The organism is Collinsella sp. wc0583 (assembly GCF_046116915.1).
Classification (GTDB): Bacteria; Actinomycetota; Coriobacteriia; order Coriobacteriales; family Coriobacteriaceae; genus Collinsella.
Genome location: NZ_JBJXBN010000001.1, coordinates 49,610 through 70,435, shown reverse-complemented (window position 1 = coordinate 70,435; position 20,826 = coordinate 49,610). Strand labels below are relative to the sequence as shown.

Annotated in this window: 16 protein-coding genes; all 16 read right to left on the bottom strand. The window is 59.5% G+C overall.

The window, feature by feature from the left end:
* Positions 1–35: 35 nt before the first annotated feature.
* Positions 36–1,151 (bottom strand): undecaprenyldiphospho-muramoylpentapeptide beta-N-acetylglucosaminyltransferase, encoded by a 1,116-nt coding sequence (murG, locus tag ACKUUJ_RS00290; RefSeq protein WP_409064268.1) that lies wholly within the window; start codon positions 1,149–1,151, stop codon positions 36–38.
* Complete coding sequence (ftsW, locus tag ACKUUJ_RS00285) at positions 1,141–2,628, bottom strand: putative lipid II flippase FtsW (RefSeq protein WP_409064267.1); 1,488 nt, start codon at positions 2,626–2,628, stop codon at positions 1,141–1,143. The genes murG and ftsW overlap by 11 nt, the downstream gene beginning before the upstream one ends.
* A gap of 36 nt (positions 2,629–2,664) precedes the next feature.
* Complete coding sequence (gene murD, locus ACKUUJ_RS00280) at positions 2,665–4,071, bottom strand: UDP-N-acetylmuramoyl-L-alanine--D-glutamate ligase (RefSeq protein WP_409064266.1); 1,407 nt, start codon at positions 4,069–4,071, stop codon at positions 2,665–2,667.
* 9 nt (positions 4,072–4,080) lie between these two features.
* Positions 4,081–5,100, bottom strand: a complete 1,020-nt coding sequence (mraY, locus tag ACKUUJ_RS00275) for a phospho-N-acetylmuramoyl-pentapeptide-transferase (protein ID WP_409064265.1) — start codon at positions 5,098–5,100, stop codon at positions 4,081–4,083.
* Positions 5,101–5,103: 3 nt separating this feature from the next.
* Entirely contained in the window at positions 5,104–6,528 is a 1,425-nt protein-coding gene (gene murF / locus ACKUUJ_RS00270) for a UDP-N-acetylmuramoyl-tripeptide--D-alanyl-D-alanine ligase (RefSeq protein WP_409064264.1), read from the bottom strand.
* A gap of 123 nt (positions 6,529–6,651) precedes the next feature.
* The gene (locus tag ACKUUJ_RS00265; RefSeq protein ID WP_409064263.1) at positions 6,652–8,274 is read right to left on the bottom strand and encodes a peptidoglycan D,D-transpeptidase FtsI family protein; all 1,623 of its coding nucleotides are present in this window, start codon (positions 8,272–8,274) and stop codon (positions 6,652–6,654) included.
* Between the two features lie 261 nt (positions 8,275–8,535).
* Positions 8,536–9,006, bottom strand: a complete 471-nt coding sequence (locus ACKUUJ_RS00260) for a hypothetical protein (RefSeq protein ID WP_390397414.1) — start codon at positions 9,004–9,006, stop codon at positions 8,536–8,538.
* A gap of 90 nt (positions 9,007–9,096) precedes the next feature.
* Positions 9,097–10,062, bottom strand: a complete 966-nt coding sequence (gene rsmH, locus ACKUUJ_RS00255; RefSeq protein WP_117840379.1) for a 16S rRNA (cytosine(1402)-N(4))-methyltransferase RsmH — start codon at positions 10,060–10,062, stop codon at positions 9,097–9,099.
* A 20-nt stretch (positions 10,063–10,082) separates the two neighbouring features.
* Positions 10,083–10,517 (bottom strand): division/cell wall cluster transcriptional repressor MraZ, encoded by a 435-nt coding sequence (locus ACKUUJ_RS00250; RefSeq protein WP_006234269.1) that lies wholly within the window; start codon positions 10,515–10,517, stop codon positions 10,083–10,085.
* A gap of 463 nt (positions 10,518–10,980) precedes the next feature.
* Complete coding sequence (xerD, locus tag ACKUUJ_RS00245) at positions 10,981–11,922, bottom strand: site-specific tyrosine recombinase XerD (protein ID WP_409064262.1); 942 nt, start codon at positions 11,920–11,922, stop codon at positions 10,981–10,983.
* 2 nt (positions 11,923–11,924) lie between these two features.
* Complete coding sequence (locus tag ACKUUJ_RS00240; protein ID WP_409064261.1) at positions 11,925–13,586, bottom strand: CTP synthase; 1,662 nt, start codon at positions 13,584–13,586, stop codon at positions 11,925–11,927.
* Positions 13,587–13,763: 177 nt separating this feature from the next.
* Positions 13,764–14,099: a hypothetical protein gene (locus tag ACKUUJ_RS00235; protein WP_118080324.1), complete on the bottom strand. Its 336-nt coding sequence runs from the start codon at positions 14,097–14,099 to the stop codon at positions 13,764–13,766.
* Between the two features lie 256 nt (positions 14,100–14,355).
* Positions 14,356–15,837: a DUF1846 domain-containing protein gene (locus ACKUUJ_RS00230; protein ID WP_022094206.1), complete on the bottom strand. Its 1,482-nt coding sequence runs from the start codon at positions 15,835–15,837 to the stop codon at positions 14,356–14,358.
* Positions 15,838–16,357: 520 nt separating this feature from the next.
* The gene (locus ACKUUJ_RS00225) at positions 16,358–17,845 is read right to left on the bottom strand and encodes a YfcC family protein (protein WP_369831688.1); all 1,488 of its coding nucleotides are present in this window, start codon (positions 17,843–17,845) and stop codon (positions 16,358–16,360) included.
* Positions 17,846–17,983: 138 nt separating this feature from the next.
* Complete coding sequence (gene argF, locus ACKUUJ_RS00220) at positions 17,984–18,979, bottom strand: ornithine carbamoyltransferase (RefSeq protein ID WP_006234279.1); 996 nt, start codon at positions 18,977–18,979, stop codon at positions 17,984–17,986.
* A gap of 106 nt (positions 18,980–19,085) precedes the next feature.
* Positions 19,086–20,327 carry an arginine deiminase gene (gene arcA / locus ACKUUJ_RS00215; RefSeq protein ID WP_055252566.1) on the bottom strand — a complete coding sequence of 414 codons (1,242 nt, stop codon included), beginning with the start codon at positions 20,325–20,327 and terminating at the stop codon, positions 19,086–19,088.
* Positions 20,328–20,826 lie beyond the last annotated feature (499 nt).

Genomic DNA, 20,826 nt, shown 5'->3' with positions numbered 1-20,826 from the left:
ATCCGCGCGAGGGCGACCCGCGATATCCCGTCTAACTAACGCAATCCTTCTACCGCGTCTGCCAAAAGGACGGCAGCGCGGTCCTGGGCCAAACCGCGAGCCGCCTGACGCATGGCATCGCGCGCCTGCGCATCATCGATAAGATGCAGCAGCTCATCGGCAAACGCCTGGGTATCGATATCGGCATCGGCGCAGAGCACGCCAGCACCGGCATCGACCAGATAGCGGGCATTGGTGGTCTGATGATCGGCCGTCGCATGCGGATACGGCACCAGTACCGAAGGTGTGGCAAGGGCCGCGATCTCGGCAACGCTCGAAGCGCCCGAGCGCGAGAGGACCAAATCGGCCGCGGCCAGCATATCGCCCATATTGTCGATGTAGGGCTGGACGCGATACCGCTTCGCCTCCTCGGGCATCAGGGCAAGAGCACGCTCGGTGTCCTCGAAGCCATCGGCGCCCGTCGAATGCAAAACATAGAGATTATCGCGCGAGAGCAACTCGTTTTTAAGCGAAGCCACGCGCTCATTAAGATGTTGAGCACCAAGTGAGCCGCCAAAAACCAGCAGGAGTGTGGCGTCCTCAGGCACGTCGAGAGCCCTGCGACCGCGAACCCGATCCCCCTCGATCACAGAACGGCGCACGGGGTTGCCGGTCATGAGCACATGGTCAGGATCGCCCTCACGCTCAAACACGGAACGTGCTGCCGGCACCGAGATGCAAACGCGGGCGGCATGCGAACTCATCATCTTGTTAGCAAGGCCCGGAACGGAGTTCTGTTCGTGCAGCAGATACGGAATGCCCGCGTCTTTGCACCAGCCCAGAAGCGGGACCTCGACATAGGCGCCAAAACCTATAGCGACATCGGGCTTGCAGGCTTTAGAAAAATGGCTGCCGAGCGTGCGCTTCGCCTTATAGACACGCCACAGCGAGCTCAATGCCGTCCAAGGGCGAGAGCGGTCGAAGCCCGTAACCGTAATCGGCACAAAATCGAACCCTGCCTCGGGAACCAGACGACCCTCGAGCTTATGCGACTGACCCACAAACACAACGTGGTGGCCACGGTCACGTAGCTCCTCGGCCAAGGCGAGTGCGGGGTTGATATGTCCCGCCGTGCCGCCGGCTGCGATAGCAACGGTCATCTTATCGGTCATGGTAGTCCCTTCGTACGCGCGACCCCTGGTCGTCGGTGCGCAAGCGCGCCGACGGGTCCGAATTCAAGTCGATCCGATTATATCCGCCACCCGTATTGCGCGGCGTCGGTCGTTGCGGGCGACTCTGCGGCGCCGAGCGCGGACGGGCATCCGACTCCGAAGCAAAACCGTTCAAGACGGTAAAACCGCCACGCGACGAGCGCTCCCCACGCGTATGAGGAACACCGGCAGTGCTCTCGTCCATAACGGCAAAGCTATCGCGACGACGATCGTATTCATCGCGTCGAGCGCTCTCGTGCGAGACGCGTAAAATAAGCCCGGCGAGCATGAGCGACACGATAATCGACGAGCCGCCATAGCTGATAAACGGCAGCGGCTTACCCGTCATAGGAAACACGTTGAGAATACCCAGCGCGTTGATCAAAAACTGCACCGCGAGGATAACCGCAGAGCCCGAAGCCATGAGCGCCCCGCGACGATCGGCGGCCTGCTCGGCAATTCGAAACGCCGAGTAGATCAGCATCGCAAACACCAAGAAAAACAGCAGCGTCCCCAAAAAGCCAACCTCCTCGCCAATGATGGCCAGGATGTAGTCGTTGTGTGCCTCGGGCAAATACGAGTACTTCATGGTTGAGTTGCCGATACCGCGGCCGAACAGTCCGCCCGAAGCAAACGCCATAATGGCGAGCGTTGCCTGATACCCGTCTCCATATTCATCTGCCCAAGGGTTCAAGAGAACCTGAATGCGCACCATACGGTACGGCTCGACGACAAGAGCGATCACGATGATGACGGCGCCAGCAAGAATCGCACCGATAATGTATTTTGGGTCAAGGCCGGCAAAGAGCGCCATGCACATGATCGTCAACAGAATAATCAGGATGGTGCCAAAGTCGGGCTGAATAAAAATCAAGACGAGCGATATGCCCAAATATAAGCCCATGCCCTTAAGGAACTCATTGATGTTACCGCCGGGCGAAAACACGCGATCGAGCATGATGGCAGAATAGGCAATGGCAAACGGCTTGAGAAACTCCGATGGCTGAAACTGAATGCCGGCAATGCTCAGCCAACGCGTAGCGCCACGGCTGCCGCTACCAAAGAGGAACACCGCAAGCAGCAAGATCATCATAGCGATAAGGGCAAGTTTAAGCGCCCCTTCGCCAAACCAGCTATCGGGTGCAACGCGCGCGATGAACTCGAGGGCAGCAACACCGACGACAGTGAACATAAACTGCCGGAACAAAAAGTAGGTCGCGGAGTCGTTCTCGTGAAGCGCCTCGACTGAAGATGCCGAGTACACCATAAGCAGGCCAAAACAGACCAGCGAGAACAGGCAGGTCAAAAAGACCAGGCGGGGTCGCATGATACGTGCGGGGACGCCGGCGATATAACGTTCGCCGATGCCCTGCGTGCGACGACCGGCGCGCGGCGTGCTGCGCTGCGAGGAAGCACGGTCCGAGTCGGGCCTCCTCATATTCTGTCGGGGGCTCTCCTCTCTCACCGGCAACCCCTATTCCATTTGCGTATTGGACGCAGCGGCAAGCTGGGCCACATAGTCCTTAAACACGCGACCGCGCTCCTCGTAGCCCGAGAACTCATCGAACGAAGAGCAGGCGGGCGACAGTAAGATCACATCGCCGCGGCTCGAGAGCGAACGGGCAACGTCCACGGCATCGCGCAGGTCGTCGGCCTGGGCGATATCGACATCACCGTCGACATCCGCCTCGTCCATAGCGGCGGTAAAGCGCTCGCGCGCGTCGCCAAAGCAGACCACCGAGCGAACGTTATCCATCACAACGCGGGCAAAGGACTCGAGCGGCGTGCCCTTATCGTGACCGCCGAGCAGCAAGATCACATCGTCATCGGGAAACGCCGTCAGGGCCTTTTCGACCGCATCGGTGTTCGTTGCCTTGGAATCGTTAACATAGCGCACGCCATCGATCTCGCCACAGGGCTCAACGCGGTGCTCCAGCGGCTGGAACGAGACCAGGCCGCGACACACGCCGTCAACATCGGCGCCGACCGTCAGGGCCGCCGTGGCAGCACACAGGGCATTGATTACATTGTGATGGCCCGAAATCTTAAGCTCGGACGTATCGACGAGCGGGGTCTCGACGCCCTTCAGGCGAACGACCATCTTGCCATCGCGCACAAATGCGGCGTCCTCGCCCGCAGGCTCGTCAAAAGCAACCTTGCAGATGCGACGGCCCGGAACATAGATGTACTCATCGAACTCGTGGATACCGGCATCCTCGACGTCAACAATCACCAGGTCATCGTCGACCATATTCTCGAAGAGCTTAATCTTGGCGAGCGCATAGTTCTTATGGCTCTTATGCCAGCCCAGATGGTCGGGGGTAATGTTGAGCAGCACCGCCACACGGGGGTGAAGCTCCTGGGTCGTTGCGATCTGATAACTCGAAAGCTCCGCCACAAACCACTCGTTATGCGCACGGCCATCGATCTCGTTCACCGGAGGCTCGCCAATGTTGCCGACAGCAACGCTCGCCTCGCCCGCTGCCTTAAGCAGGTAATCGGTCAGTGACGTGGTTGTCGTCTTGCCGTTGGTGCCCGTAATGGCAATCCAATTTTGGGGAGACAGACGGTAGGCAAACTCGGGCTCACCCATAATCTGGGCAGCGTGATCACGGCCAGCCTTAAAGAATGCCGAGAACTCCGAGATGCCCGGACACGTCACGCATACATCAAACGCGCCCTCAACCTGCTCGGTTCCGTAGACAAACGATGCCCCGTGTGCCTCGAGCGAGCGCGTGACATCGTTGGGCTCGGACGTGCCGCCACCGTAAACGGTAACGGCACTCACACGCTCGGGATGTGCAAGCGCCCAGCGAGCGACATCAAGACCGGACTTACCCTGGCCCAAAACGAGCAGGCTAAAGACATCAGCAAGAGGCATGAAAGACCACTATCCCAACTGGAAGAACAAAGCGAGGCCCAGGGCTCCGAAGGCCGCAGCGACAATCCAAAAACGGATGACGACCTTGGTCTCGGCCCAGCCCTTCTTTTCGAAATGATGATGAATGGGCGCCATATGGAAGACGCGCTTGTGCGTAAAGTGGAAATAGACAACCTGGATCATGACCGACAGGGTCTCGACGATAAACAGACCGCCGATGATGAGGGAAACGACCTCGGTGTTGGTCATGATGGAGGTGCAGGCAAAAGCGGCACCCAGGGCAAGCGAGCCGGTATCGCCCATAAAGATGCTCGCCGGATAGCAATTGAACCACAAAAAGCCCAGGCAGGCGCCGGCGCACGCCGTGCAGAAGATGGACAGGTTCACATCGCCGTGCAAAAACGCCATGGCAGCCATGGCCAGCATGGCGATCATGGAGGTGCCGCCGGCAAGACCGTCCAAGCCGTCGGTGAGGTTTACGGCGTTGGAAAGGCCCGCGATCATCAGCCAGCAAAAGACAAGGTAGAGCCACGGAAAAGAGAGGCCGCAAATGGTGGTCGAGAGCACACCAAGGTCGATCGTCAGGCCACCGGGGAAACGAATCTCGGGGGCGACGCCGCACCAGTTGACAGCAAGCACGGTAAAGGTAACGCAGATGAGGGTAAGGCCAATCATCTTGGCGTGAGGCGTCAGGCCGAGCGAGCGGCCGTGCGTGACAGAAGTCAGGTCGTCGATGAGACCAAGAACGCCGGTTGCCAGCGTGGCGAGCAGCACAAGCACGAGCTCGGTGGTGAGCTTTCCCATCAAAAGGCAGGTCAGCGAAACGGCAACCAGGATGATGACGCCACCCATGGTGGGCGTGCCCTGCTTAATCAGGTGACGCTTGGGGCCATCGGCGCGAACCTGCTGGCCGATGCCCTCGACCTTCAGGAGCTTAATCCACCACGGCATAAGCAGCATCGCGATGACGGCGGCGATGCCCAATCCCAAAAATGCCTGGTACGTAGGATACGAAGGATTGCCGAACATGGACTAGCACACACCTTCCACAAAGCGATCGAGCTCAACGAAGCGTGAGCCCTTGACCAGCACGACATCATGCTGCTCAAGAGCGCCGCCCATACGGTCGAGCACCTGCTGATAGTCGGAGAACACCTGAATGCGGTCCTCATCCATACCCATCATGCGCGCGGCCTCGGCCATACGCTGGGCAAGCTCACCGCCGACACATGCGAGCATATCGAGCTTCTTGGCCGCCGCATAGGCGCCCACCAGCTCATGCATGCGAGGAGCCTCGTCGCCCATCTCGCCCATCTCGCCCAGAACCGCCATGCGCGAACCCGTGCACGAAAGCGAACACAGCAGGTCGAGGCCGGCTGCCATCGATTCGGCACTGGCGTTATATGAGTCGTCGATGACGCGAGCGCCGCTCTTGGCGCGCTTGATTTCCTGGCGATGCCCGGTAATCGTAAGACCCCTAAAGGCGGCATCGATCTGCTCGGGCGTCACGCCAAGACGATAGGCAACCGCCGCGGCCTTGACGGCATTGGGAACGGACTGCGCGCCGGGAATGGCAAGCAGTGTGTCGATAGTCTCGCCCAAGCCAAAATCGAGCGTAAAGACCGGGCGTCCCTCGTCATCAATGCGAATGTCGCACGCACGGACCTCATCGTCGTCCGAGACGCCCGCAAGCATCACGTCGACGCCCGCAGGCGCGGCAAAGGTGTCGCGGATGAACGGAGTAAAGTCGTCCTCACCACCCAAAACCAGCAACGGGAGAAGGTCTCCGGCGGCGCACATGCCGCCAACAATCTCGGATTTGGCACGAGCGATATTCTCGCGACTGCCCAGAATACCGATATGGGAGGTGCCGATCTTGGTCACAATGGCAAGGTTGGGATTGGCGGACTGAGACATGCGCTCAATCTCGTGGAAATGGTTCATGCCCATCTCGAGCACCAGAACCTCGGTGTCGGCAGGGGCCGCCAGCACCGTGAGCGGCATACCGATCAGGTTGTTGTAGTTACCCTTGGTTGCCCAAACGCGATAGCGCTTGGCGAGCACCGCGGCGAGCACGTCCTTGGTTGTCGTCTTGCCGATAGAGCCGGTAATGCCAATTACCAGGCAGCCAAGCTCCAAACGATAAGCGTGAGCCAGGCGCAGCAAAAACTCCTCGGGGTCATCGGTATGCAGGATGGCGCAGCCCTTCTCATGGGCCAGCGAAAGCAGCTCGGCATCGGGCTCGCGCGTCATCACTACGGCGCCGGCACCCGACTCGATGGCACGGGAAGCAAAGTCGTTGCCGTCGACCTTTTCACCCGGGAAGGCGACGAATATCGTGCCCTCCTCAACCTGGCGCGAGTCGATAACGCAACCGCGGCATACCCGATCGGCTTCTCCCGTCACGGTTCGGGCCCCTGTTGCGGCCGCGAGATTGTTGACGGCGATCTCTATCATTGCAGCTCCCCTGTAAACCTAATAATGCTATCGGCGTATTGTATCCCAGCGCCGCCTACGCGTGGTGCAGGGCGTGTGAACAACCCGGATTAACCGACTGGCCATTTCATAGATAGTAACCCCCTACTTGGTGCGCGGGACACCCAACACGTCAAGCGCACTGGCCATAATGGACTGGAACGGCACTGCGGCGGCATCGGAGCCTGACGGGGTTCCGTCAAGGGTGATATAGCACAGGACCTTGGGCGACTGCGCCGGGGCAAACCCCATAAAAGACGACATGTAGTTCTCTTTGAGGTAGCCGCCGTTCTCATCGGCGCGCTCGGCCGTACCGGTCTTGCCCGCCACGTCGTAGCCGTCCACCGCGCCGCCAACGCCCGTTCCCTCGGCAACGACCGTCTGCATACACGATGTCACCTGCGAGGCGGCCTCCTCGGAAATCGCGCGATCCCCCTCGCCCCAATCCTTTTCATCGCCCTTGCTCGACTTATAGAAGTGCGGAGTCACCATCACGCCGCCGTTCGCGATGCCGCCCACGGCACGTGCGACCTCAATCGGCGAGACGGACAGCGCCTGGCCAAAGCTCATAGCACCCAAGGTGGCACCATCGTACTGGTCGCGCTCCTTGACGATGCCCAGACTCTCACCCGGAAAATCGACACCGGAGCTATGACCGATACCCCACTTGTCCACATAGGTGGCAAAATCATCGGCACCGATCTTGCGCCCCACCAGGACAAAACCGACATTGGACGAACGGCGCATCATCTCACGTACGTCCATTGTCATGGTGTAGTCACGCTTGTCGGCATCGGTAACGGTATCGTCGCCCACCTTGATACTCGCGGGAACCTCAAACGATGTGCTCGGGCGCACAACGCCCAAATCAAATCCGGCGCCCGCAACCAGCGTCTTAAAGACCGAGCCGGGCTCGTAGGCATCCGTCACCAGACGAAGGTTCATGTCCTCGGTCTTGGCGTTTTCCAAATTGGTCTGGTCGTAGGTCGGATACGAGCAGGCGGCCAGGATCTCTCCAGTCGTCGGGTCGGTCACCAGGGCCGACCCGTTTTTGGCCTTCGTCTTCTCGACCGCCTCGGCCAAGGCATCTTCCGCGGCGCGCTGAATGTTGACGTCGATCGTCGTCACGATATCCACGCCATCGATCGCGGCAACCTTTTTATAGGCACCGCCCGCGATGTAGCCGCCATCTCTTGCGCGCTCGCGCACAAGAGAGCCATTCGTTCCGGTCAGAAGCTCATCGTATTGTTTTTCGAGTCCCGTCAGGCCAGCGTTGTCCACGTTCACGACGCCCAGCAGCTGAGAAGCCAGGTTTCCATACGGGTAAACCCGCTTCATCGCCTGCTCAAAGAGCACGCCGGGTAGATTCTTCTTTTCCAGGGCGGCAGCGTCATCCTCGTCGACCTGGCGCTTGATATACACCCAGGAACCATCAGACAGCACCAGCTTGCGGCAGGTCTTTTTATCGATACCGGTAGCCTTGACCAGCGCCGAGACCGTCTTGTCGACGTCCTCGACAAGCTGAGGGTTCACGGCGACATTGCGGCATTCGACCGACGACGTCAGCACGTTGCCGTTGCGGTCGTAGATAGTGCCACGTTTGGCATAGAGCGTCTGTGAGAGCAGGCGACGCGCGTCCGCGCGCTCGCGCAGCTTGTCAGCATTCACGATCTGGTATTCGGCAAGACGGAAGACGCCCGCGGCAAGGCCAACCCCGATACAGCCCATAACGACATCGCGGCGAGGCAGCGGCGTTCCCGTAACCCATTCAGACGACGACCCCTTGCGCGCGCCCGTATTGCGTACCCGAGGTCCGCCCGAGCCACGAAGACGCGACGCAGGGTCGTTGCCATAGGACGGCCCCGCGTTGTAAGATGGCCGACCCGTTCCTTGATAACCAGAACGTCCCCGCGAGGAGGGACGTCCAGACCCGTGGTCCCCGTCGGAACCGCGGCGATAGTCATTTGTCATACTCAGCTACCGTCTTATTTACTGAGCGGCCGCAGTCGAGCTAGCGCCCGCGGCTGCATCCTGCGAAAAGTCAAGCGTAACGCTCTCGCTGGGCTCCACCATGCCATAGGCGCCCGCAAGATCGCGAATACGCGTGTCGGCACCATAGACCGAATGCATGACCTCAAGGTTAGAACTCTCGTCGGTCGCCTTCTCGAGCGTGCTGGCAAGCTCTGCGTTGCCGTTGAGCACCTGGGCCGTGACACCGGCAAGTGCCACGCGGGCGACACCAATCGTCATGAAGACAGCCGCGATGATGCAAACCGTTTTAAGAACGCTCATGAAAACCGGGCTTACCGCCTGGTTTGCCTGACGGCCCGCACCCGTGTAGACATCAAAACGCGGCGTGCGTTGCTCACGAGGGGCAACGGGCGCCTGCGGTGCCTCGCGGTAGGCGGGCATGGCGTTCATATCATAGGCGAGTGCTGCGTTTGAGGTGTTATAGCCCATGATATGCCGCCTCCCATCCCGAGTACGTTGGTAGTGTGTTTAAGCTTCGTTTATGGTGCGAGCGGGAGGTCCAATTTCGCGCGGTCGCGCCTACAGGCGCTGCGCCACGCGGATTTTGGCTGATCTCGCCCGAGGGTTGCGCGCAACCTCATCGGGTTGGGCAACCAAGGGTTTGCGGGTGATGACCTTGAGTATCGGCACGTTGCCACACACGCACACCGGAATCTCCGGCGGGCACGTGCACCCCTGGCTCATCTCCTTAAAGTGGTTCTTTACGATACGGTCCTCGAGCGAGTGATACGAGATGACGCAGATGCGTCCGCCCGGGTTGAGCCACCTGGTGGCGGCATCAAGCCCCCTCTCGAGCACATCGAGCTCGTGGTTGACCTCGATGCGAATGGCCTGGAAGCTCTTCTTGGCCGGGTGCCCACCATGCCGACGAGCGGCAGCCGGAATGCCAGCCTTGATGATCTCGACAAATTGGCCTGTAGTTTCGATCGGTTCTTGCTCGCGACGGCGCACAATCTCGCGCGCAATCTGCGAGGCGAACTTCTCTTCGCCGTAGACGCGTAGAATCCGGGCGAGGTCGTGTTCGTTATAGGTGTTGATGACCTCAGCTGCGTTTAGGGTGTTGTTACCCGGATCCATCCGCATGTCCAATGGGGCATCTTCGTTATACGAAAAGCCCCTGCCAGGGATATCGAGTTGCGGTGACGAAACGCCCAAGTCAAACAGGAAGCCATCGACCCCGGGCACCTCGGCCGAGCAAAGCAGCTCGTCCAAGTCGCCGAAGTTGCCCTTCAGCAGCTGGTGCGGGACGCCGGGAACCTCGCGGTCCAGACGGGCACCAGCGGCCTCGAGGGCCATGTCGTCCTGATCGACGCCGAGCAAAAGGCCCGTCTCCCCCACCTGCGCGGCCATCTTTACCGAATGACCGGCACCGCCAAGGGTGCAATCGCAGACAACGGAGCCGCTCTTGAGCTGCAGCGACTCAAGCACTTCGCCGAGCATGACAGGTTCATGCCGATATTCTTGTGTCAAGATCCCACGCTCCATCCGTTACTCGTGCCTTGCCCTTACGAGAAGAAGAGGTCAAGCAGAGCCTCGTCGTCATCGTCCTCATCGGCCGCGGCGCGGTCCCAAACCTCAAGGTGGTCGTAGTTGCCCACAACCGTGACCTCGCGGTCAAGGTTCGCCTGCTTGCGGAGAGACTCAGAAAGACCGATACGACCGGCGCTGTCCACATCCATCGACGTGGTGCGCTTGTTGATCGCCCTCATGAGCTTCTGGTCGTTGATGTCACGCGGGTTAAAACCCTCGTGGCCCTCACGACCCGCGAAGAGTCCTTCGACCCACTTATCGAAGGCCTCGGCAGAGAACACGTACAGAGCATCGACATCCAGGGCTTTGAACACGCGAACGTGCTCTCCAAGTTCCTCGCGAAGGGGTGCAGGCAGGGACAGACGACCTTTTGCATCGAGATTGCGCTCGTATGCACCAGTCATTCCCATGTGCGCCCTCCCCTCGGTTACTCAGATGGCACGTACGCGGGGAACCACCCCGCCTGTCGACGTCATTAATAATATGGGGAACCGCCCCATTTTTCAACACCTTTCCCCACTCCTTCCCCCACCCCACCCCACTACTCCACCCCCTAACTATTGGGCGCCACCCCCGAGCATATGTTCGAAAACACAATATGTTGTGTTTAACGCAAAGGCGGGATGCCACCTGTAGCACCCCGCCTTTCAACCTCAACCTTCAAGTTGACCTTGAGGCGATTTTTATGTCCCTTTACATGCCGTTCACATCGCCCCCAAACTCTCCCACGCGCGGCATGTGCACCCCGCCGTGCCATTGGCCGGTGGCGCAAAATGGGACGGACCCCCCCGATTGCCAAAACGTGCGCAACAGCACGTTCCAGCAATCGGGGGTCCGTCCTCGGATAGCATGTAATCGCAGCTCAGCAGCGTATTAGCGATGTGCCAGCGGGTGGGCCGCCAGGTAAACCTCAGTCAGCTGCGTACGATCGACATGCGTGTAGACCTGCGTTGTCGATATATCGGCGTGTCCCAAGATCTCCTGCAGCACGCGAAGGTCCGCGCCGCCCGCGAGCATATGGGTGGCAAAGGAGTGGCGCAACGTGTGCGGATGGAGTCCCACCAACCCCACCTGGCGTCCGTAGCGCTCGCATATGACGTGAACACCCTGACGCGACAGACGCCCGCCGTTCTTGTTTAAAAAGACCGCCGGCGTCTCTGTCCCACGAGCATGAGCCGCCAGAAGTCGGCGCCCATCACATATATAGCGTGTCAGGGCACGCGCCGCACTTCCCACCAAAGGGGCCAGACGCTCCTTGGAGCCCTTGCCGCGAACCAGCACAAAGCCGTCATCGACATGGATATCACTCACATCGAGCCCCACCAGCTCGCTCACGCGCAGGCCGCACCCATACAGCACTTCCAAGATGGCGCGATCGCGCAGGCCCATCTCTCCATCGGGAAAATCCTGGTCAAGCAGCGCTGAAACATCCTCCACCGAAAGGCACTCCGGCAGGCGCTCGGCCTTTTTTGGCAAGCGCAATGCCGCCGTGGGATTTTGGGCCACGGCCCCATCGCGCACCAGAAAGGCATGCAGACCTTTGACGGCCGCGAGCGCGCGCTCCACCGAGGCATCGGAATAGCCCCCGTCGCGCCGATCGGCGATAAAGTCCTCGACGACCCGCCGGCTCACGTCCTCAAAGGATGCAATGCCCGTCCGCTCCAGATAGGCACAGTAGGTCGTCAAGTCTCGGCGATAGGCGGCAATCGTGTTGCGCGCCAAACCCCGCTCGACTGCAAGGTAATCAAGAAACTCCCCCGCCGCCACAGCGAGCGACGAAGGAGCTTCTTCGATATGTTCCCTGTTCGACGGCAACCTTAGTCCGTCGCACGATTCATGGGCGTCACCTGTAGGCGATCGACACCCTCATGCTGGCCAATCGAGGCGCGCACGAACTCACGGAACAGCGGCTGAGGATTGGTGGGGCGGCTCTTGAACTCGGGGTGGGCCTGAGTGGCCACGTACCACGGGTGCACGTCGCGCGGCAGCTCGACCATCTCGACCAGACGCTCGTCGGGTGAAAGGCCCGAGATGACAAGACCGGCGTCCTCGAGCTGATCGCGGAAGGCATTGTTGAACTCAAAACGGTGACGGTGGCGCTCGTAGACAAGCTCCTCGCCATACGCCTCACGCGCGAGGGTATCGGCAGCGAGCTTGCACGGATAGGCGCCCAGGCGCATGGTGCCGCCCTTCTCGGTCACGTCCTCCTGCGAGCTCATCAGGTCGATTACGCTAAACGGACCGTCCGGATCAAACTCGGAGGAGCTGGCACCGGCAAGGCCGACAACGTTGCGGGCGAACTCGCACACGGCAACCTGCATACCCAGGCAAATGCCCAGATACGGAATCTTGTGCTCGCGAGCAAACTCGGCAGCAAGGATCTTGCCCTCCAGGGCGCGCTTGCCAAAGCCGCCGGGAACCAGGATGCCCGATGCGTCGCCCAGAACCTCATTGACGTTTTCGGCATCGAGGCTCTCACCATCGACCAGCTGCACATCTACGTGACGATCGTAGAAAACGCCCGCGTGATGCAGGGCCTCGATAACCGACAGATATGCATCGGGAAGCTGGGTGTACTTTCCCACGACGGCAACCTTAACCTTATCGGCGTGATGGTTGGCATGGTTTTGCTTGCGCAGGAACTCATTCCATGCGCTCATATCGCGCTCGCGCGGATCGAGGCCAAGGCGCTCGCAAATGCGCAGGTCAAAGTCCTGCTCCGCGAGCAGCTGCGGCACGTCGTAAATGCTCGCGCAATCCTCGTTGGTAAAGACACAGTCGGTGTCGACGTCGCAGAAACTCGCGATCTTGCCGCGGATAGCGTCATCAATATGGTGATCGGAGCGCAGCACAATAATGTCGGGCTGGATACCAAAGCTGCGCAGCTCCTTGACGGAGTGCTGCGTGGGCTTGGTCTTAACCTCGTGGGCGGCGGCGATATAGGGAACGAGCGATACGTGGATGTAGCAGACGTTCTCGGGACCGGCCTCCTTGCGGTACTGGCGGATAGCCTCCACGAACGGCTGCGACTCGATGTCGCCGATCGTGCCACCCAGCTCGGTAATGACAACGTCGGAGCCAGTCTGCTCCTCAATGCGGCGGAATTTGTCCTTGATAGCATTGGTGACGTGCGGGATCACCTGGACGGTACCGCCCAAAAAGTCACCGCGACGCTCGCGGGCAATCAGGCTCTTGTAAATGGCGCCCGTCGTAAAGTTAGAATCGCGGGTCAGGTTCTCGTCAATAAAGCGCTCGTAGTGGCCCAGGTCCAGATCGGACTCGTAGCCGTCCTCGGTCACAAAGACCTCACCGTGCTGGAACGGGCTCATGGTACCGGGGTCGACGTTCAGATACGGGTCGGCCTTCTGCATCGTCACCTTGTAGCCGCGCGACTTGAGCAAACGGCCCAGCGATGCCGCGGTAATGCCCTTGCCCAAAGACGAAACCACGCCGCCGGTCACAAACACATGCTTAGTCATATTGAATTACCTGCGCTTCCCGTAGAAGTTGTCCATACACATCTTACGGGTCTTCATTGTAATACTCGAGAAAGAAGCAGTTCGCCATTTTTCACCAAAGTGCTTGCATTTCTCCATCTCGAAACAAAACGCCGCCCGGGACCCGAGCGGCGTAACAACATCTTAGGCGGCAGAACGTTACCGATCGGCAAGCTCGTCCCTGAGCATATCCCGAACGAGCATACCCGCGCGGATGCCTTTCAGATACCACCCGCCACGCTCGGTAAGGCAAATACCATTTGCAAGCTGGCCGCCATCCTCGCTATAACGCGAAACGACCTCGATCAAACCGTCAGAATCCAAGCGCTCAATTGCGGCGCGGGCTCGATACGGAGACACTCCAACGTGCTCCGCAAGCGTTTTGCGCGAGAAGCCATATGTCCCGCCACTTTCGGATTGCTGGGCAATCTCCATCAACACCAGCACTTCGACACGCTTCATATCGTTGACACTCGCACGACCCTTGCCCGCCATGGCAGCCTCCTCTAACCGAGCACGAGCATCCAGCGCGCCGTGCACGACCGACACACCTCACGATGGCAGGTAATATCCATCATGCGGCATCCCGCTAAGGATGAAACAGTTACGATTATTGTATACCGCCCAAATTGTTTTTAGGCAGGTAAACGGCTATTTTTCGCCGAAATAGACGCTTTATTGATCAAAAAGCCGTACTGGGCGCTAACCCGATACGGCCAAAATGCGATGCAATTACCGCGGTACTTCAAACTTAGCGATGGAAGAAACCACGACGCTCAAACTTGGGCTCGCAGCACACGTTGATGCCCAGTTTACGCAACACCGTCTCGTCCGTCGGCGAGATAATCACGCTAAAGAAGGCATCGCAACCGCGCAGCTGCTCCAGGCCCGAAAGGACACGAGCGGCCGTCTCGCTCGTAGCCGAGGTGATCGACAGCGCCATAAGCGTCTCGTCGGTGTGAAGGCGCGGGTTTTTGCTGCCCAGGAAATGCGTCTTGAGCTTGCTGATGGGCTCGATCGCCTCGTCGCTGATGACTTCAAGCTCAAGGTCGACGCCCGAAACATGCTTGAGAGCGTTCATAATGAGCGAACTTGCGGCGCCCAGGCGCGTGGAGGTCTTACCGGTCACCACGGAACCGTCCGGCATGACCATGGCGCCCACGGGACCACCCGTCAGCTGCTCCCTGGTTAGGGCCGCCGAGCGCGCCGGTGAGTAGTTCTTATCGATGCCGGCCTTCTTCATAATAATCTTGAGACGGTCGACTTGCTCATCGCCCACACCGGTACGGCGCACATTTTCGACCGCGGTAAAGTAGCGGCGGACGATCTCCATCTTGGAAGCGTCGCGGCAGGCATCGTCATCGGTGATGGCAAAGCCGACCATATTGACGCCCATGTCCGTGGGACTCTGGTAGGGGCTCTTGCCTAGGATCTTTTCCATCAGGGCACGGACCACCGGGAAGGCCTCGACGTCGCGGTTGTAGTTGACCGTGGTCTTGTTGTAGGCCTCAAGGTGAAAGGAATCGATGATGTTGGCATCGTCGAGGTCCGCCGTGGCGGCCTCGTAGGCAATATTGACCGGATGCGTCAGGGGAAGATTCCAGACCGGGAAGGTCTCAAACTTGGCATAACCGGCGGCGGTGCCGTGCTTATGCTCGTGATACAGCTGTGAGAGGCAGGTGGCGAGCTTGCCCGAGCCAGGGCCGGGCGCCGTCACGACAACGAGCGGACGCGTGGTCTCGACGAACTCGTTCTTGCCGTAGCCTTCGTCAGAAACGATCAGATCGACGTCGTGCGGATAGCCCTCAATGGGATAGTGCAGCTTGGCGGGAATGCCGAGTGCATTCAGACGATTGCGGAAGACGTCGGCAGCGGGCTGACCGGCATACTGCGTGATAACCACGGCCGCGACAGCAAAACCGTTGCCGCGGAACAGGTCGACCAGGCGCAAGACGTCCTCGTCATAGGTAATGCCCAGGTCGCCACGGGCCTTGTTCTTCTCGATATGGTTTGCATTGATTGCGATGATGACCTCGACGTCGTCGGCAATGCTCTTGAGCATGCGGAACTTGCTGTCCGGCTCAAAACCCGGCAGCACGCGACTCGCATGATAGTCGTCAAACAGCTTGCCGCCAAACTCCAAATAGAGCTTGCCACCAAACTGCGAGATGCGCTCCTTAATGTGAGCAGCCTGCAGCTCGATGTACTTCGCGTTGTCGAAACCCTGGCGCATGTGTGGCTCCCGTCCCGTTTCCATTTAATGTCCTAGGCGATTATAACGGAGCCCGCCCTCCCCGATACCCAGACCATCAACAGGCACCAACCAAACACGCTCACCACAACCACCGGGGACCCGGGGCAGCTCGTTTGGAACGGGGAACAAGTCACTCAGCACCAACAATGAAAACATCGCAGGCAGAGCCGAAGCCAGCGAACGGGCACCAGAGCGAGCAAGCTTCCCCCTGCACCAACAAGGGGAACGTCGCAGGTTGAGCATAAGTCAGCGAGCGACGTCCAAAACGTACAAGTTGGCATGAAAAAGGCAAGGCATAGACCTTCTGGTCATGCCTTGCCTTTTGAATGACAAATTGTCGTTCTGGGCGGTGCGCAACATGAGAGCGCCCCCTCCCGCGCACGGAACGGGAGGGGGCTAAAGGTAGGAGTCTACCGGTGGGTTGACCCCACCGGACAGACGATGACCAGGTGATCCTTTACAGGATCGTCAAGGTTTCCGTGGGGTACCCGTTGGGTACTTAGAGCATCACGCAAGCGACGGTCAGGATGATGGCGCAGACGACGGAGAGAGCGACGATGAGCTTAAGGGCAAACTTGAGCCAGGTCGTCCACTCGATCTTGGCCAGGGCGAGACCGCCCATGATGGCGCCGGAGGTCGGGGTGAACAGGTTCACAACGCCGATGGCAGAGGAGAAGATCATGACCATGACCTCGGGCGAGAAGCCGAGCTTAACAGCCAGCGGTCCCATGATAGGCATGGAGACGGTAGCCATACCAGAGGTCGAGGGGATCAGGAAGGACAGGCCGAAGTAGACCAGGAAGCTCATGGGAGCGAAGATCACGCCGGACAGGCCAGCCAGGGCATTGGCGGCAGCGTCGAGGACGTAGACGTCGAGGCCGGTGTTAGCCATGAGGACGGAGATACCACGGGCGAGGGCGATGACGAGAACAACGGACATCATGTCGGCAGCGCCGGTGATGAAGGTGTTAACGATCTGCTTCTCGGACAGGCCACCGATGATACCGATCAGGACGGCCATGAGGAAGAACCAGGTGGAAGCCTCATCGAAGTACCACTGGCCAATGGGTAGGCCGGTGATCAGGGCAGACCAGCCCTGGACGACGGCGTTACCGTCGGCGTCGTAGACAGCGCCAGCGTCGAAGAAGTTGGCGACGCCCTCGTTGAGGTCGGCCAGCGGAATGAAGCCGACGATCATGACGACGAAGGTGAAGGCAAAGGCGATCAGAACACCCTTCTGACGACCGGTGAGCTTGACCTCATTGTGAACCTCGGAAGCAGCCTTGCCGTGAGCCTCTTCGGCGTCCTTGAGCTCCTGCATCGACAGGATGGTGGAACCCTTGTCAGCCTTGACCTTCTTGGCATAGCTCATGACGAAGAAGATGGACATGGCAGTGGTAACAATCCACAGGACGGCACCGAGGCCGATGATGATGGACTGGTTGACCTCAATGCCAACGCCGGTCAGAGCGTCGACGGCAGCGCCGACGGCGAACGGGTTAACCGTGGAGCCCAGGCAGCCGCAGCCAGCGCCGAGCAGGACGGTAGCGGCACCGACCATCGGGTCGAAGCCGGCAGCCATCATGGTAGCGGCAAGCAGGGCGTAGAAGGGAACGGTCTCCTCGCACATACCATAGGTGGTACCACCGAGGGAGAAGATGAGCATCAGCACGGGAATGAGCATGATCTCGTTGCCCTTAAGCTTCTGCACCAGGACGGCGATGCCGTTGTCCAGAGCGCCGGTCTCGGTCATCATGCCGAGGAAGCCGCCCAGGATCATAACGAAGAGGCAGACGGGCAGAGCGTCAGCGAAGCCCTTAATCGGGGCGGTGCAGAAATCGCTCAGACGGGCGGCAGTAACCGCGCCGCCGGACGTGCCGGAGACGATAACGGTAATTACTGCAACAATTGCCAGCAGAGCAAGAAGAATGGTGAACGATGAAGGCATACCGCGCTTTTTCTTAGCGGTCTCAGTCATAGTTCTCATCCCCCCTTCATAAATCATTTACTGATCTCGCCCGAAGCGGCTCTTCCGTGCCGTGCCTGCCGCTTGATGCGAGATTTTTACCAGATAAAACCGCTCGGGGTGTGCTGTAATACACCCCGAGCAGGATGCTAGATGCTCTTACTTGAGCGTGGCGTACATGACAGCCTTAATGGTGTGCATGCGGTTCTCGGCCTCGTCGAAGACCTTGGAAGCGGGGCTCTCGAAGACCTCGTCGGTGACCTCCTGCTCGGTGATGCCGAACTGCTCGCACTTCTCGGCGCCAATCGTGGTGTTGGTATCGTGGAAGCTGGGCAGGCAGTGCAGGAAGATGGCGCCCGGGTTGGCCATAGCCATGACCTCGGAGGTGACACGATACGGGGTGAGCTGAGCGATGCGCTCGGCCCAGACCTCGTCAGGCTCGCCCATGGAGACCCACACGTCGGTGTAGATAACGTCGGCACCGGTGACGCCGTCCTTGACGTCGGTGGTCAGCTTGATGGTGCAGCCGTTGGCCTCGGCGATGGGCTTGCAGGCCTCGATGACGTCGTCAGCGGGCATGCACTCCTCGGGGCCGCAGGCCACGAAGTTCATGCCAAGCTTGGAGCAGACAACCATGAGGGAGCGAGCAACGTTGTTCTTGCAGTCGCCCATGAAGACGAGGGTCTTGCCCTTGATGTCGTAGTTGAAGTTCTCCTGGACGGTCAGGATGTCGGCGAGCATCTGGGTGGGATGCCACTCAGTGGTCAGGCCGTTCCACACGGGCACGCCGGACTTAGCAGCGAGCTCCTCGACATCGTCCTGGGCAAAGCCACGGAACTCGATGCCGTCATACATGCGGCCGAGAACGCGGGCGGTGTCCTCGATGGACTCCTTCTTGCCCATCTGCGACGAACCCGGATCGAGGTAGGTGACACCCATGCCCAGATCCATGCCGCCGACCTCGAAGGCGCAGCGGGTACGAGTGGAGGTCTTCTGGAAGAGCAGAACGATGTTCTTGCCCTCGAGATAGCGGTGCGGAACGCCAGCGCGCTTCATGTCCTTGAAGTTCTTGGAGAGCTTGAGCAGGTACTCGATCTCCTCGGTGGTGAGGTCGAGGAGCTTGAGGAAGCTACGGCCGGAGAGGTTAACACCCATGGTTCGTTTCCTTTCGAAGAAATGAATTACATAAGTAATTAGTGTTGCCCGTTTGACGGGCGAAACCGGTGCGGTTGTAGGGGGACCGCACCGGAAACGGAAAGACTTAGAGGTCCTCGCGCCAGAAGGGCATGCTCATGCAGCGCGGGCCGCCGCGGCCGCGGGAGAGCTCGGCGGAGGGCACGACGAGAAGGTCCAGGCCCTCCTTGTACAGCACGTCGTTGGTGACGGTGTTGCGGGCGTAGACGCAGATCTTGCCGGGCTCGACGCACAGGGTGTTGGAGCCGTCGTTCCACTGCTCGCGGGAGGCCGCGATCGGGTCGCCGCCGCCGCAGGGGATCAGCTTGACCTGGTCGACGCCGGTGGCGTCCTCCAGGACGTGCTCGAGGGTGTCCTCGATCAGGCGGATGTTCACGTCGCCCGGGTTCTTGCCGGCGGTCAGCTCGTAGACGCGCAGGGTGCCCATGATGGCGGGGTGGATCGTGAACTTATCGACGTCGATCTGGGTGAAGACCGTGTCGAGGTGCATGAAGGCGCGCGAGACCGGGATGTCGAAGGCAAGGATGCGCTCGACCTTGGAGTCGGAGTTCCAGAAGATGTTCTGGGCCATGATGTCGATAGCGGCGGCCTGGGTGCGCTGGGAGATGCCGACGGCGAGGGTCTTCTCGTTGATGTTCAGCACGTCGCCGCCCTCGGTGTGGAACTGGCAGTCGCGGCGGAAGTACAGGGAGACGTCCTTGTAGTCGGGGTGGTACTTGAAGATGTACTTGCCGTACAGGGTCTCGCGGTTGCGGGTGACCGAGTACATGCGGTTGAGGTTGACGCCCTCGCCGACGACCGCGAACGGGTCGCGGGTGAAGTAGAGGTTGGGCATCGGGTCGATGATCAGGTCGGACTCGGACTCGGAGTTGACCAGGGAGTCGAGGGTCGTGGACGCCGTGAGGGGCATGTCGATCTCGGCCTTGGTCATGCCGGCCATGGTCTTCTTGACGAACTCGAGGTTGTCCTCGATGGAGTCCAGCTTCTCGCGGACGATCTGCGGCATGTGCTGGCCGCGGATGCCGGCCTCGGCGATGTACTGGTCGGTGAACTCGGCGCGGGCGCCGGGGACCTGGTCGAACACCTCGGCGACGAGGTTCTCGAGGTAGAGCACCTCGACGCCCTGGTCCCTCAGGATCTGGGCGAAGGTGTCGTGCTCCTGCTGCGCGACCTCCAGGAACGGGACGTCGTCGAACAGGAGTCGCTCGAGCTCGTCGGGCGGCAGGTTGAGGAGCTCGTCGCCGGGACGGTGCAGGCAGACCTTCCTGAGCTTGCCGATCTCGGAAGGCACGTGCAGACCTTTCGTCATGGCCTCCTACCTTTCTTTCGGGCCTTACTGGCCGAATGTATCAGCGCCCCTCCATATGGGACGCTGCTTGCTGACAGCTCTAGTTATATCCAAATTCCATTCGTAATGCTACCTCGCCCCCGAACGGTCAGCAAAGTACGATGAACGGTATATCGCATATGATTTCCCATGATGCACTTCAGTTTCGTAAAGCAGATTTTCCTAGGTAAACGTTATTTTTCTAGGAAATCAAGCTTGAACACTCAAAGTTATCCATGATTCAAAATTGCATAGTGAAAACGGTTTTCTGCATATAAATGACGCTTGCCCTCGATTCAACCTACATTCGATTATATTCAGCTTGCTATCATTCTTATTCATACATTCTCACCAGTTGAGTGAGGATATAGATCGCTTGCTCAAATCACCGGACGTTAGTGCTTCGGCTTGTCAGCGTAAGAAGTAGGTAAAGATACCGTTCACGAGATACGTCCGTGCCGGCGGTCGACTAAATTGAGAC

What these genes read in the sequence shown, in the direction of transcription:
- ftsW (WP_409064267.1), bottom strand. Translation starts at nt 2,628, where the DNA reads ATGAGGAGGCCCGACTCGGACCGTGCTTCCTCGCAGCGCAGCACGCCG.
- ACKUUJ_RS00235 (WP_118080324.1), bottom strand. Translation starts at nt 14,099, where the DNA reads ATGGCGGGCAAGGGTCGTGCGAGTGTCAACGATATGAAGCGTGTCGAA.
- rsmH (WP_117840379.1), bottom strand. Translation starts at nt 10,062, where the DNA reads ATGGAGCGTGGGATCTTGACACAAGAATATCGGCATGAACCTGTCATG.
- murG (WP_409064268.1), bottom strand. Translation starts at nt 1,151, where the DNA reads ATGACCGATAAGATGACCGTTGCTATCGCAGCCGGCGGCACGGCGGGA.
- ACKUUJ_RS00225 (WP_369831688.1), bottom strand. Translation starts at nt 17,845, where the DNA reads ATGAGAACTATGACTGAGACCGCTAAGAAAAAGCGCGGTATGCCTTCA.
- ACKUUJ_RS00240 (WP_409064261.1), bottom strand. Translation starts at nt 13,586, where the DNA reads ATGACTAAGCATGTGTTTGTGACCGGCGGCGTGGTTTCGTCTTTGGGC.
- argF (WP_006234279.1), bottom strand. Translation starts at nt 18,979, where the DNA reads ATGGGTGTTAACCTCTCCGGCCGTAGCTTCCTCAAGCTCCTCGACCTC.
- arcA (WP_055252566.1), bottom strand. Translation starts at nt 20,327, where the DNA reads ATGACGAAAGGTCTGCACGTGCCTTCCGAGATCGGCAAGCTCAGGAAG.
- murF (WP_409064264.1), bottom strand. Translation starts at nt 6,528, where the DNA reads ATGATAGAGATCGCCGTCAACAATCTCGCGGCCGCAACAGGGGCCCGA.
- ACKUUJ_RS00230 (WP_022094206.1), bottom strand. Translation starts at nt 15,837, where the DNA reads ATGCGCCAGGGTTTCGACAACGCGAAGTACATCGAGCTGCAGGCTGCT.
- ACKUUJ_RS00260 (WP_390397414.1), bottom strand. Translation starts at nt 9,006, where the DNA reads ATGGGCTATAACACCTCAAACGCAGCACTCGCCTATGATATGAACGCC.
- ACKUUJ_RS00250 (WP_006234269.1), bottom strand. Translation starts at nt 10,517, where the DNA reads ATGGGAATGACTGGTGCATACGAGCGCAATCTCGATGCAAAAGGTCGT.
- mraY (WP_409064265.1), bottom strand. Translation starts at nt 5,100, where the DNA reads ATGTTCGGCAATCCTTCGTATCCTACGTACCAGGCATTTTTGGGATTG.
- murD (WP_409064266.1), bottom strand. Translation starts at nt 4,071, where the DNA reads ATGCCTCTTGCTGATGTCTTTAGCCTGCTCGTTTTGGGCCAGGGTAAG.
- ACKUUJ_RS00265 (WP_409064263.1), bottom strand. Translation starts at nt 8,274, where the DNA reads ATGGGCTGTATCGGGGTTGGCCTTGCCGCGGGCGTCTTCCGTCTTGCC.